At 70.0% G+C, this 12,717-nt stretch carries 12 protein-coding genes and 1 tRNA gene; 6 read left to right on the forward strand and 7 right to left on the reverse strand.

Annotated elements, in window-relative coordinates; all coding sequences use genetic code 11:
• Positions 1-56: 56 nt before the first annotated feature.
• Complete coding sequence (locus KBY19_RS20930) at positions 57-863, reverse strand: ABC-2 family transporter protein (RefSeq protein ID WP_099886533.1); 807 nt, start codon at positions 861-863, stop codon at positions 57-59.
• 218 nt (positions 864-1,081) lie between these two features.
• Here KBY19_RS20930 and KBY19_RS20935 point away from each other — a divergent pair, with 218 nt between their 5' ends.
• Complete coding sequence (locus KBY19_RS20935) at positions 1,082-3,937, forward strand: transglycosylase domain-containing protein (protein ID WP_099881270.1); 2,856 nt, start codon at positions 1,082-1,084, stop codon at positions 3,935-3,937.
• A gap of 126 nt (positions 3,938-4,063) precedes the next feature.
• On the opposite strand, the gene KBY19_RS20940 is transcribed toward KBY19_RS20935, so the two are convergent.
• Positions 4,064-4,366 carry a co-chaperone GroES gene (locus KBY19_RS20940; RefSeq protein ID WP_099881272.1) on the reverse strand — a complete coding sequence of 101 codons (303 nt, stop codon included), beginning with the start codon at positions 4,364-4,366 and terminating at the stop codon, positions 4,064-4,066.
• A gap of 73 nt (positions 4,367-4,439) precedes the next feature.
• A complete protein-coding gene (locus KBY19_RS20945; protein WP_099881274.1) occupies positions 4,440-4,793 on the reverse strand; it encodes a DUF3618 domain-containing protein in 354 nt (117 codons plus the stop codon).
• Between the two features lie 241 nt (positions 4,794-5,034).
• On the opposite strand from KBY19_RS20945, the gene bcp reads away from it, so the two are divergent.
• The 3 genes from bcp to KBY19_RS20960 all read left to right on the forward strand — a co-directional run bounded on the left by bcp (position 5,035) and on the right by KBY19_RS20960 (position 7,224).
• Positions 5,035-5,511 carry a thioredoxin-dependent thiol peroxidase gene (bcp, locus tag KBY19_RS20950; RefSeq protein WP_210955249.1) on the forward strand — a complete coding sequence of 159 codons (477 nt, stop codon included), beginning with the start codon at positions 5,035-5,037 and terminating at the stop codon, positions 5,509-5,511.
• 61 nt (positions 5,512-5,572) lie between these two features.
• Positions 5,573-7,078, forward strand: coding sequence for an MFS transporter (locus KBY19_RS20955; protein WP_210966393.1), 1,506 nt, complete (start codon positions 5,573-5,575; stop codon positions 7,076-7,078).
• Positions 7,079-7,142: 64 nt separating this feature from the next.
• Positions 7,143-7,224, forward strand: a tRNA-Leu gene (locus tag KBY19_RS20960).
• 160 nt (positions 7,225-7,384) lie between these two features.
• Here the strand turns inward: KBY19_RS20960 and rdgB are convergent.
• The 4 genes from rdgB to KBY19_RS20980 form a co-directional block, all read right to left on the reverse strand.
• Positions 7,385-7,993: an RdgB/HAM1 family non-canonical purine NTP pyrophosphatase gene (gene rdgB / locus KBY19_RS20965; protein WP_099881280.1), complete on the reverse strand. Its 609-nt coding sequence runs from the start codon at positions 7,991-7,993 to the stop codon at positions 7,385-7,387.
• Positions 7,994-8,062: 69 nt separating this feature from the next.
• On the reverse strand, positions 8,063-8,446 hold the full coding sequence (locus KBY19_RS20970; protein WP_099881282.1) for a hypothetical protein: 384 nt from the start codon (positions 8,444-8,446) through the stop codon (positions 8,063-8,065).
• A 138-nt stretch (positions 8,447-8,584) separates the two neighbouring features.
• Positions 8,585-9,310: a ribonuclease PH gene (rph, locus tag KBY19_RS20975; protein WP_099881284.1), complete on the reverse strand. Its 726-nt coding sequence runs from the start codon at positions 9,308-9,310 to the stop codon at positions 8,585-8,587.
• Positions 9,311-9,475: 165 nt separating this feature from the next.
• The gene (locus KBY19_RS20980) at positions 9,476-9,709 is read right to left on the reverse strand and encodes a glucose PTS transporter subunit EIIB (protein WP_099881286.1); all 234 of its coding nucleotides are present in this window, start codon (positions 9,707-9,709) and stop codon (positions 9,476-9,478) included.
• 183 nt (positions 9,710-9,892) lie between these two features.
• On the opposite strand from KBY19_RS20980, the gene KBY19_RS20985 reads away from it, so the two are divergent.
• Together KBY19_RS20985 and KBY19_RS20990 are read left to right on the forward strand one after the other, a co-directional pair.
• A complete protein-coding gene (locus tag KBY19_RS20985; protein WP_099881288.1) occupies positions 9,893-11,194 on the forward strand; it encodes a PTS transporter subunit EIIC in 1,302 nt (433 codons plus the stop codon).
• Between the two features lie 259 nt (positions 11,195-11,453).
• Entirely contained in the window at positions 11,454-12,695 is a 1,242-nt protein-coding gene (locus KBY19_RS20990; protein WP_099881290.1) for a PTS transporter subunit EIIC, read from the forward strand.
• Positions 12,696-12,717 lie beyond the last annotated feature (22 nt).

Here is a 12,717-nt window from a genome sequence, read left to right on the forward strand (position 1 = left end):
AGACCCGTACCCCCCAGACCGCATCACCCAGCACCGCCCGGAGCCGCGGCGTTCCGTCAGCCACCCTGGACCACCACCTTGCGGGTCGCGGCGGTCTGCAGCGCGCGCCCCGCGGCCAGCAGCACCAGCGCCCATCCCGTCTGGAAGGCGAGCCCGGCCGCCGATCCGCCCGGGTGGGTGCCCAGCAGTACGTCGGCGGGCACCTGCAGCGTGGCCGACCACGGCAGCAGGCGCGCCACCTCGCCGAAGGCACCGGGGAAGACGGTCAGCGGCAGCAGCATCCCGGAGAAGAAGAGGCTCAGCAGCGTGGACAGGGCGTTCAGTCCGGTCGCGTCCAGCAGCCAGAAGCCGCACAGCGCGAACAGGTAGCGCAGCGCGAAGCTGACCACGACGGCCAGCAGGACGGCGAGCAGGAACCGCAGCCACACCCACGGGGAGGAGGGCAGCGCCAGGTCGAAGGCGAGCGCCCCGACGGCCAGCGGCGCCACACCCCGGCCCAGCAGCTGGAAGGCGGCCCGCCCCAGGTCGGAGGCGAGCCACCACAGCTGGAGGTCGACCGGCCGGTACAGGTCGATGGCGACGTCACCGTTCCTGATCCGCTCGTGGAACTCGTCCTGGAAACCGCCGCCCATCAGCGCCGCGCCCGCCAGCATCGCCTGACCGATCCAGACGAAGGTCAGCGCCTGGCTCTGGTCGTAACCGCCCAGGTGGGGGCGCTCGTGCCACAGGGCGATGAAGGTATAGGCGAGAATGAAGCCGAAGACGGTGTTGGTGAAGACGCCGGCCGCCGTGGCGACGCGGTAGGTGGCGTAGCGCCGGAAGCCGCTGAGGGCTAAGGCGAAATTGAGACGGAGCAGATGCATCCTTTCGAGCTCCTTCACCGTCTTTCCCATAGCACTTCCGTGCGAGCACCGTGCGCGAGCGAAGCCAGGGAGCCTAGCTCACGGGCCGGGTGGACGACCATCGAATATCCACCGGGCCGGGCTACGGCCCCGAGGGCGTTCTCCGGTGCGGAGGGTGCGACAGTGTTCTACGGGGCGTACCAGCATCGCCCGCCATTGGACGAGGAGTCCCTGCAGACATGAGTGACGAGCCGAACAGCGACGCCGAAGGCCGGGAGCCGGAGTCGGACGGCCCGCCAGAGCAGACCCCCCAGGAGAAGCCCGCCGGGGCCGCGGGGAAGAGCGCGGGGGCCCCGGACAGCAGCACGAAGCAGCCCGGAAGCAGTGCCGCGGACGGGGCCGGGAAGGGACCCGCCGGCCAGGACGTCCCGCCGAAGGACGACGGCGGGAGCGAGCAGCAGCCCACCGACCGGGGCGAGGGGCCGATATCCGCACCCCAGCAGCCCGCGCGGTCCGACCGGCCCGAGCAGCCCGCCCCGGGCGGGAGCGAGGAGCCGGCGCCGAGCGAGCAGCCCGCAGCACCGGACAAGCCCGCGCCGAGCGAGCCGCCTGCTTCGTCCCAGCAGTCCGCTTCGCCGGCGGCGCCCACCCCGCCCGTACCGCCGCCACCGGCCGGTGCGGACCCGACGGCCGCCATGCCCGTGGGGCACGGACCGGGCGGGGACAGCACCCCACCCGAGGAGAGCGGCAGCCTCATGGAGAACACCTCCGCCGCGGACAACGGCATGAGCGCCAAGGAAGCCAAGAAGGCAGCGAAGAAGGCAGCGAAGCTGGAGAAGAAGCAGAAGCGCCGCCGCACCGGCTGGCGCCGGCTGCTGCCCACCTGGCGGATGGTGCTGGGCGGCGTGCTGCTGATCGTCCTGCTGGTGTCGGGCGCGCTGGTCGCCGGATATCTGCTGGTGAGCATCCCGGCTCCGAACAAGGCCGCGGCGGCGCAGACCAATGTCTTCCTGTACGCGGACGGCACCCAGATCGCCCGGGACGGCGAGATCAACCGCGAGAACATCACACTCGGTCAGGTGCCGAAGAAGGCCCAGCACGCGGTGCTGGCCGCCGAGGACCGCGACTTCTACAACGAGTCCGCGGTCGACCCGCAGGCGATGGCCCGCGCCGGCTGGAACATGATCACCGGTGGGGAGCGCCAGTCCGGCTCGACGATCACCCAGCAGTACGTGAAGAACTACTACCTGAGCCAGGACCAGACGGTCACCCGTAAGGCCAAGGAGTTCTTCATCGCGCTGAAGCTGGACAACGAGGTCAGCAAGAACGACATCCTGCAGGGCTACCTCAACACCAGTTACTTCGGCCGCAACGCCTACGGCATCCAGTCGGCGGCGCACGCCTACTACGGCAAGGACGTCAGCGAGCTGACCACGGCCGAGGGCGCGTATCTGGCCGCGCTGGTCAACTCGCCCAACGCCTACGACACCCGCGCCCACCCGGAGAACAAGGACCGCGCCGTCGCCCGCTGGAACTACGTCCTGGACGGCATGGTCGAGGAGGGCTGGCTGAGCAAGGGCGAGCGGGCGAAGATGAAGTTCCCCGAACCGGACCCGGTCAAGCCGCCGCGGAACATGTCCGGGGAGCGCGGGTACCTGGTCTGGGCGGTCAAGAACTACCTCATCAACAACAACATCATCGATGAGCAGCGGCTGGCGGCCGGCGGCTTCCGGATCACCACGACCTTCCAGCCGAAGAAGCAGAAGGCCATGCGCGACGCGGTCGACGACAAGCTGATGTCGAAGCTGGACAAGAAGAACCGCAAGGTCGACAGGTACGTCCGCGCCGGCGGTGCCTCGGTGGACCCGAAGACCGGCAAGGTCGTCGCGATGTACGGCGGGATCGGCTTCACCAAGCAGTACACGAACAACGCGACCCGCCGGGACTACCAGGTCGGCTCCACCTTCAAGCCGTTCCTGTTCACCGCGGCCATCCAGCACAAGTCCACCACCCAGGACGGCCGGCCCATCCGCGCGAACACCATCTACGACGGCACCAACAAGCGCGAAGTGGTGAGCAACGGCCAGGGCACCGGCTACGCGCCCGAGAACGAGGACCAGCGCTCCTACGGGAAGATCCCCGTCTCGACCGCCATGGACAAGTCGGTCAACAGCGTCTTCGCCCAGATGGGCATCGACGTCGGCCCCAAGAAGGTCGTGGAGACCGCCGTCGACCTGGGCATCTCCAAGAACGTGCCCAACCTGGCCCCGAACGGCTCCATCGCGCTGGGCGTCACCACGGCCTCGCCGCTGGACATGGCCGAGGCGTACGCGACGCTCGCCAACCACGGCAAGCACGGCCACTACAGCATGGTGCAGAAGGCCACCCGGGGCGGCGAGGTCGTCAACCTGCCCGACCACGACCCCAAGCAGGCCGTCCCCCGGGCCGCCGCCGACTCCACGACGGCCACGATGCGCAGCGTCGTCCAGGGCGGTACCGGAACGGCGGCGCAGTCCGCCGGCCGCCCGGCCGCCGGTAAGACCGGTACCGCCGAGGAGGACAAGGCGGCCTGGTTCGCGGGCTACACCCCGGACCTGGCCACCGTCATCGGCGTGATGGGCCAGAACCCCAAGACGGCCGTCCAGGAGCCGCTGTACGGGGCCGGTGGCCAGCCGCGCGTCAACGGCGGCGGCTACCCGGCGGAGATCTGGGGCGCCTACACGAAGAAGGCGCTGGAGGGCCGCCCGGTCAAGGACTTCGACCTGGAGACGGCGGGCAACGGGAACGTGCCCGGCACCCAGCCGCCGTCCAGCTCCGATCCGAGCTCCGATGCGCCGTCGGACGAGCCGAGCGACAAGCCGACCCGGCCCGAGGAGCCGACCGAGGGTCCCTCGTCGCCTCCCCCGTCCACCCAGCCGCCCAGCAGCCCGCCGCCGAGCGACCCGGCGATCGGCGGGGTGGACGGAGGCGGCCCCGGTGACCCCGGCGGCGGCGACCCCGGCGGCATCGGCGGAAACGGAGCCCCGGGCGGGGATACCGAGGGAGACCCGGGCAGCGCCTGGAACGGCGGAGCGCCCGGCGTCCGCCGCTGGTGAGCACGCGCCGGTGAATACGGAAGGGCGCCCCCTCCGTGGAGCTGAGGGGGCGCCCTTCTTCCGTCAGGGGCGGAGCGGATCACTCGCCGCGGGGGGGCCGCCGCCAAGGCAGCGGCGCTGCCGACGCTACAGGTACAGACCCGTGGAGTCGGCGGTGTCCTGGAGGCGTTCGGCGGCGACCGCGTGCAGGTCCCGTTCGCGCATCAGGACGTAGGCGACCCCCCGCACCTCGACCTCGGCCCGGTCCTCCGGGTCGTACAGCACCCGGTCCCCGGGCTCGACCGTTCGTACGTTCTGGCCGACGGCGACGACCTCCGCCCAGTCGAGCTTGCGTCCTACGGCCGCCGTCGCGGGGATCACGATGCCGCCGGAGGAGCGGCGCTCTCCTTCGCTGGTATCGGTCCGTACGAGCACGCGGTCGTGCAGCATGCGGATCGGCAGCTTGTCATCGTGTGTGGAAGCAGGGGTCCTTGGGCTCACCGGAAGACCGTATCTCAGCGCCTCAGTGGTGACGGCGGCGAGCCCGGCCACGGCCGGCGGGCTTGCGCCGGGAGGAGAGGGCGAGGGCACCGCCCACCAGGGCGACGGCCAGCACGGCGGCGGGCACGACCCGGTCCAGCCGGGGGGCACCGTCCTCGCTGACGAACTGGGCCCGCACATCGGTGACCGTACGGTTGGCCACGACGTACGCCCGCCCCGCGGTGCGGTCCACCGCGGCGGCCGCCCGCGCCTTGGCGTCACCGATGATGGTCTTCGGATGCACGCGTACGGCGATCTCGTCCAGCGCGGCGGCGAGATCCTGCCGCCTGCGGATGATGTCCGCCTCGATGTCCGCGGGGGTCCTGGCTTCCGGCACCGAGCTGCCTCCGTCGCTGTCAGTCCTGCGTCCTACCGTGTGTCAGCGGCCATCCTGTCAGCTAGCCGGTGCCGCCGCCCCGTGGCATCCCCGATCGGCGGCCTTTGGATACGCTCGGGCAGGGCTGGCCCCGCCGCTGCGGACAAGTCGACCGCGGATGAGTCCACTACGGACAAGTACAGCACTACCGGTGGGTACCGCGGCGGCCACCCGAGGAAACGCACTGGAGTGAGGAGCCCCGATGAGCCCACGACTGGAGCCCGGCGACGTCGCCCCGGACTTCACGCTGCCCGACGCGGACGGCAACGACGTCTCGCTCTCCGGCCACCGGGGCCGGAAGGTCATCGTCTACTTCTACCCGGCGGCGCTGACCCCCGGCTGCACCAAGCAGGCCTGCGACTTCACGGACAATCTGGAGCTGCTGGCCGACCAGGGCTACGACGTCATCGGCGTCTCCCCCGACAAGCCGGAGAAGTTGGCGAAGTTCCGTGAGAAGGAGTCGCTGATGGTCACCCTCGTCGGTGACCCGGGCAAGGAGACGATGGAGGCCTACGGCGCCTTCGGCGAGAAGAAGCTGTACGGCAAGACCGTCACCGGCGTCATCCGCTCCACGGTCGTCGTGGACGAGGAGGGCAAGGTCGAACGGGCGCTGTACAACGTGAAGGCCACCGGGCACGTGGCCAAGCTGATCAAGGACATGGGGCTGGCTTCGGAGTGATCCTGCGGGGCCCTTGACAGCGGTGGGAATGCCGAGGTGAAGCCGGTGGTACCCATGAGGGATGAAGCACGAGGATCAGCCCCGGGACCCGGCTGCCCTCAAGCGGCACCGGCACCTTTTCCGTGCGGTCAGACGCAGGCGGACGCCGAAGGTCCGCCGTAGCGACATCACGGTGACGGACGAGGCGACAGTCAAGCGCGCCACCGCGGCGGCCGCTGTCGGCAATGCCATGGAGTGGTTCGACTTCGGGATCTACGCCTATCTCGCGGTCACCATCGGCAAGGTTTTCTTCCCCGGCGGCAGCACCCAACTGCTCGCCTCGTTCACCGCCTTCGCCGCCTCCTTCCTGGTGCGACCGCTGGGCGGACTGTTCTTCGGTCCGCTCGGCGACCGCATCGGCCGCAAGACGGTACTGGCGCTGACGATGGTGCTGATGGCGGCGGGCACCTTCTGCATCGGCCTGATCCCCTCCTACGAGTCGATCGGGATCATGTCGCCGGTGCTGCTGCTGGTCTGCCGGCTGGTGCAGGGCTTCTCCACCGGCGGCGAGTACGGCGGCGCGGCGACCTTCATCGCGGAGTACGCGCCCGACAAGCGCCGCGGCTTCTTCGGCAGCTTCCTGGAGCTGGGCACCCTCACCGGCTACACCGGCGCGGCCGCACTGGTGCTGGTGCTGAACACCGCGCTGGGCGACGACACGATGCTGCGCTGGGGCTGGCGCATCCCCTTCCTGGTGGGTGGGCCGATCGGAGTCGTCGGTCTGTATCTGCGGATGAAGCTGGACGAGACCCCGGCCTTCCAGAGGCAGGCCGCGCAGCAGTCGCACTCCCCCGAGGCGGGCACCGTGGGGGCGAACGAGCCGAGGCTGTCGGAGAACGTGCCGCAGAAGGAGCTCAGGTCGATCTTCACCCAGCAGTGGCGCACGCTGCTGCTGTGCGTCGGCCTGGTGGCCGCCTACAACGTCACCGACTACATGCTCCTGTCGTACATGCCCGCCTACCTCACCGACGCCCTCGGGTACGAGAACTCGATGGAGCTGGTCGCGGCCATCATCGCGATGGTGGCGATGGCCACGGTGATCCAGCGGGTGGGGCACCTCAACGACCGGTTCGGCCGCAAGCCCGTCCTGATGACGGGCATGGTCGGCTTCCTCGTACTGACCATCCCCGCCTTCGCCCTCTTCCAACTGGGCAACTTCGTCGCGGTGCTGTGCGGGCTGCTGGTGCTCGGGGCCTGTCTGGTGTGTCTGCTGGGCACGATGTCGGCGACGCTGCCCGCGCTCTTCCCCACGGATGTGCGCTACGGCTCGCTCTCCATCGGCTACAACGTGGCGACCGCCGTCTTCGGCGGTACCGCGCCCGGCGTGATGACCTATCTGGTGGACACCACCGACGACAAACTGGCTCCGGCCTACTACGCCTCGGGGGCGGCACTGCTCGGCATCATCGCGGTGGCCTGCATGAAGGAGACGGCCCAGCAGCCGCTGGCGGGCTCGCCGCCCTCGGTCAGCACCCAGGAGGAGGCGCGGGCGCTGGCCCGGGCCGAGACCCACGAGCCCACCTTCTGACCCGTGCCGTCTGTCCGCCCCCGGCCCGGCGGGCGGACGGCCGGGCGCAGTACGATACGTGCGCGCGCGAGTGCCGGAATTGGTAGACGGGACGGCTTTAGGTGCCGGTGTCTTCGGACGTGGGGGTTCGAGTCCCCCCTCGCGCACCGTGACGGGCGGGGCGCCCCGAAGGGGCGCGGGACTGTGTCCATGTGCGGCTCCGCCGCGATGGGGGTCCCGTCCCCCGGTTCGAGCGAAGCCGAGAACTTGGGGGAGCGACCAGCCACAGAGCGCCCGCACCCCGCAGCGCACCACAAGAGGCACCCCTCAGCGGACCAACTCCCGCACTGCGGGCACCAGCGCGCGGAACGCCTTGCCGCGGTGGCTGATGGCGTTCTTCTCCTGAGGGCTGAGCTCGGCACAGGTCCTGGTCTCGCCCTCCGGCTGCAGAATCGGGTCGTAGCCGAAGCCGCCCGCGCCGGCGGGGGCGTGCCGCAGGGTGCCGCGCAGCCGGCCGCTGACGACCCGTTCGGTGCCGTCGGGCAGCGCGAGGGCCGCGGCGCATTCGAAGTGTGCCGCCCGGTGCGCGGCGTCGATGTCGGCGAGCTGGGCCAGCAGCAGCTCCAGGTTGGCGGCGTCGTCCCCGTGCCGGCCCGCCCAGCGCGCCGAGAAGATGCCGGGCGCTCCGCCGAGTACGTCCACACAGAGCCCGGAGTCGTCCGCGACGGCGGGCAGCGAGGTGGCCTGCGCGAGGGCGTGCGCCTTGAGGAGGGCGTTCTCCGCGAACGTCACACCGGTCTCCTTGACGTCCGGCACCTCCGGATAGGCGTCGGCACCCACCAGGTCCATCTCCAGGCCCGCGTCGGCGAGGATCGCCTGCAGTTCGGAGACCTTGTGGGCGTTGCGGGTGGCCAGGATCAGACGCTGAGTGCTCATGGCCACCAAGTATCGCGCCGGGCGACCGCGTGACGGTCAGGGGGCGGCGACTTGGCCGGTGCCGACCGCTCAGCCGGGTGTGCACACCTTCGTCAGCTCGTCCGCCGCGTCCACGACCGGCTGGGTGCGCGGCGTACGGCCCGCCTCCACATCGGAGCGGACGCTGTCGACCGCCTCGCGCAGCCGCGAGACGGACTTGCCGACATCGCCGTCGTCCGTCTCCTTGTCCATCTCGGTGAGGTTCTTGTCGATCCGGTCCAGGGCCTTGTCCGCCTGGGCCGGGTCCTCACCCGCGTCGGAGACGGCCTGCTGGAGGTCGTCGACGGACCGGGCGATGGTCGAGGCCGTTCCGGCGCAGTCCAGCGCCCTGTCCACCGCCGAACAGCTCAGCAGCAGGGGTGCGACGACCAGTGCGACGGCTGCTGTCGCGGTGACGGTCTTCCTCCGTGACACCTGCGCGTCCCCCTCCCCTTCCGACAACGACTGGTCGGGCCGCACGGTTCGACACGTGCGGCCCGCACCCGGTTAGACGCGTAAAGCGAGAGCAAAGTTCCCCCGGATGCCCGCTTTCCGCGGTTTCCCGTCCTCGCCTCAGTGTCCCAGCGCCGTGCGCTGGTGGCCGTCGAGCTGCGCGCAGCCCGCGACCGCGAGATCGAGCAGCCCGTCGAGCTCCTCCCGGGCGAACGGCGCGCCCTCCGCCGTGCCCTGCACCTCGACGAACCGGCCGTCGCCCGTGCAGACCACGTTCATGTCCGTCTCGGCGCGGACGTCCTCCTCGTAGCGCAGATCGAGCAGCGGCACGCCGTCGACGATGCCGACGCTGACGGCGGAGACGGTGCCGGTCAGCGGCTGGGCCTTGGCCTTGACCAGCTTGCGGTCCTGCGCCCAGGCCACGGCGTCGGCCAGCGCGACGTACGCGCCGGTGATCGCCGCGGTGCGGGTGCCGCCGTCGGCCTGCAGTACATCGCAGTCGATCACGATGGTGTTCTCACCCATCGCCTTGGTGTCCACCACGGCGCGCAGCGAACGCCCGACGAGGCGGGAGATCTCATGGGTACGGCCGCCGATCCGGCCCCGCACGGACTCGCGGTCCCCGCGGGTGTTGGTGGCGCGCGGCAGCATGGCGTACTCCGCCGTGACCCACCCCTCCCCGCTGCCCTTGCGCCAGCGCGGCACACCCTCGGTCAGGCTGGCGGTGCACAGCACCCGGGTGTCGCCGAAGGAGACGAGGACTGACCCCTCCGCGTGCTTGCTCCAACCGCGCTCGATGGTGACGGGTCGCAACTCCTCGGCCGTACGGCCGTCGATACGTGACATGCGTGCGAGCGTATCCCTGGCCGGGTGGCTCAGCCGAATGAGAGAGGGGGCTCCCTCTCTGCTTGCCGCAGTGCTGATGAGGGGGTGCCCCTTGCTGTGCGTTGCAGGCTGCGGGTGCGTTGTGCTTCCTCGCGCAGTTCCCCGCGCCCCTTACGGGGCGCGTCCCTACATCATGTCTTCGATCTCGGCGGCGATGGGGTCGGCGTCGGTGCCGATGACGACCTGGATCGCGGAGCCCATCTTGACGACGCCGTGCGCGCCGGCGGCCTTCAGCGCGGCCTCGTCGACGAGGGAGGCGTCGTTGACCTCGGTGCGGAGGCGGGTGATGCAGCCCTCGACCTCTTCGATGTTGTCGAGTCCGCCGAGTCCGGCGACGATCTTCTCAGCCTTGCTGGCCATGTCCTTGCCCCTCTCCCTGTGTTCCGGCCCGGTGGGCAGCGTGGTGCTTTGTCACGTTAACCCACGATCAGCCCAGCTATCCGAGCGCCGGTGCACTGTCTGGCGAATGATGACGGTGACGGCGACGGCGATTGCCGTAGCCGCCGCTAGTGGTCTACACCAGTATGCGTCAGGAGGAGGCTCGTGAGCGCCAACGCCGCAGCCGGGCCGGGGAGGAAGTGGAGCTCCGCCTTCTTCCAGGGCCTGCAGAAGATGGGCCGCAGCCTCCAGCTCCCCATCGCGGTGCTTCCCGCCGCCGGCATCCTCAACCGGCTCGGCCAGCCGGACATCTTCGGGGACGAGGGGCTGGGCTGGACCGATGTGGCCAAGGTCTTCCAGGGTGCGGGCGGCGCCCTGCTGGATTCGGCGCTCGGGCTGCCGCTGCTCTTCTGCGTCGGCGTGGCCATCGGCATGGCCAAGAAGGCGGACGGCTCGACGGCGCTGGCCGCCGTCGCGGGCTTCCTCGTCTACTACAACATCCTCCAGCAGTTCCCCGACTGCCCGTCCGGCACCACCTTCGACGCCGAGCTGGGGACCTGCCTGGCCAAGGACAGTACCGCCGCCGGCGCCGCCACCTTCCAGAACCCGGGGGTCTTCGGCGGCATCGTCGTCGGCCTGCTGGCGGCGTGGTTCTGGCAGCGCTTCCACCGGGTGAAGCTGGTGGACTGGCTCGGCTTCTTCAACGGCCGCCGCCTGGTGCCGATCATCATGGCCTTCGTCGCGCTGCTCTTCGCGGTGGTGTGCCAGTGGGTGTGGCCGCCGATCGGGGACGGGCTCACCAGCTTCTCGAAATGGATGACGGACCTGGGCGCCTGGGGTTCGGGCATCTTCGGGGTGGCCAACCGTGCCCTCATCCCGATCGGCATGCACCAGTTCCTGAACACCTTCATGTGGTTCCAGTTCGGCAGCTACAAGACGCCGGACGGCGAGGTCGTGCACGGCGACATCAACCGCTTCCTGGCCGGCGACCCGAGCGCGGGGCAGTTCCTGTCCGGCTTCTTCCCGATCATGATGTTCGCGCTGCCCGCCGCCGCGCTGGCCATCACGCACGCGGCCCGGCCCGAGCGGCGCAAGGTGGTCGGCGGCCTGATGCTCTCGACGGCGCTGACCTCGTTCGTCACGGGGGTGACCGAGCCGATCGAGTTCTCGTTCCTGTTCGTCGCCCCGGCGCTGTACGTCATCCATGTACTGCTGACCGGTGTCTCGATGGCGGTGACATGGGCACTCGGTGTCCACGACGGCTTCAGCTTCTCCGCGGGGCTGATCGACTACGTCATCAACTGGAGCCTGGCCACCAAACCATGGCTGATCATCCCGATCGGGCTGTGTTTCGCGGTGGTCTACTACGTGCTCTTCCGCGTCGTGATCACCAAGTTCGATCTGAAGACCCCCGGACGGGAGCCGGAAGAGGTCGCCGAGGAGATCGAGGACGAGGTGACGCGGTAGGACGGGCCGCCCGACACCCGGCGCCGGATGCCCGGCACCCGGTGCGGGGCATCCGGCGCGCGGCCGGGCGGCACCCGGTGCGGGGCCGGGCGGCTGCGGCCCGCAAGGGGGTGGCGGACGTTACCCGGATCACTCGGAACAGGCCGTTCCGGTCGGTCCGGCACCCGTGTTACTAATGGTCTACACCACCAGAGTGGTGTAGACCACCGCGGGCTGCCCCTCCCTGTGCTGCGCCCGCTTCACCTGGAGGAACACCCCCATGAGCACGGACACCGCTGCTCCCGCGAAGAAGCGGGGCTCCGGACTGTTCCAAGGGCTGCAGAAGGTCGGCCGCAGTCTGCAGCTGCCCATCGCCGTCCTGCCCGCGGCCGGCATCCTCAACCGGCTCGGCCAGCCCGACGTCTTCGGCGACGAGGGGCTGAAGTGGCACGACGTCGCCGCCGCGTTCGCCGGCGCGGGCGGTGCCATCTTCGACAACCTGCCGCTGCTGTTCTGCATCGGTGTGGCCATCGGCTTCGCCAAGAAGTCCGACGGCTCCACGGCGCTCGCCGCGCTCGTCGGCTTCCTCGTCTACAAGAACGTCCTGGAGGCGTTCCCGGTGCACGAGGCGGTGGTCAAGGCAGGCGAGGACACACCCGCCGTCTACAACGACCCCGGCGTGCTGGGCGGCGTGCTGATGGGGCTGATCGCGGCCGTCGTATGGCAGCGCTTCCACCGCACCAAGCTGGTGGACTGGCTCGGCTTCTTCAACGGCCGCCGCCTGGTGCCGATCCTCATGGCCTTCGTCGGCCTGCTCGTCGGCGTGGCCTTCACCCTGATCTGGGGCCCGATCGGGGATGCCATCACCTCGTTCGGCGAGTGGATGACGGGGCTGGGCGCCACCGGGGCCGGCATCTTCGGTCTGATCAACCGCGCGCTGATCCCCGTCGGCATGCACCAGTTCCTCAACACTGTGGCCTGGTTCCAGCTCGGCGACTTCAAGAACGCCTCGGGGGACGTCGTGCACGGCGACATCGCCCGGTTCTTCGCGGGCGACCCGAGCGCCGGCCAGTTCATGTCCGGCTTCTTCCCGATCATGATGTTCGGGCTGCCCGCCGCCGCGCTGGCCATCGCGCACTGCGCCAGGCCGCACCGCCGCAAGGCCGTGACGGGCATGATGGTCTCGCTGGCGCTGACCTCGTTCGTGACCGGCATCACCGAACCGATCGAGTTCACCTTCATGTTCATCGCACCGGTGCTGTACGTGGTGCACGCGGTGCTCACCGCCGTCTCGATGGCGGTGACCTGGATGCTCGGGGTGCACCACGGCTTCAGTTTCTCCGCCGGGTTCATCGACTACGCCATCAACTGGAGCCTGGCCGAGAAGCCCTGGATGATCGTCCCCGTCGGACTGTGTTTCGCGGCGGTCTACTACGTGGCCTTCCGCTTCCTGATCGTGCGGCTGGACATCAAGACCCCGGGGCGGGAGCCGGACGAAGAGGTCGAGGATCTGACGAAGTAGCGCTGCGGAGCGGCGGCGTCGC

It is taken from the genome of Streptomyces sp. B15 (assembly GCF_018070605.1).
Classification (GTDB): domain Bacteria; phylum Actinomycetota; class Actinomycetes; order Streptomycetales; family Streptomycetaceae; genus Streptomyces; species Streptomyces smyrnaeus.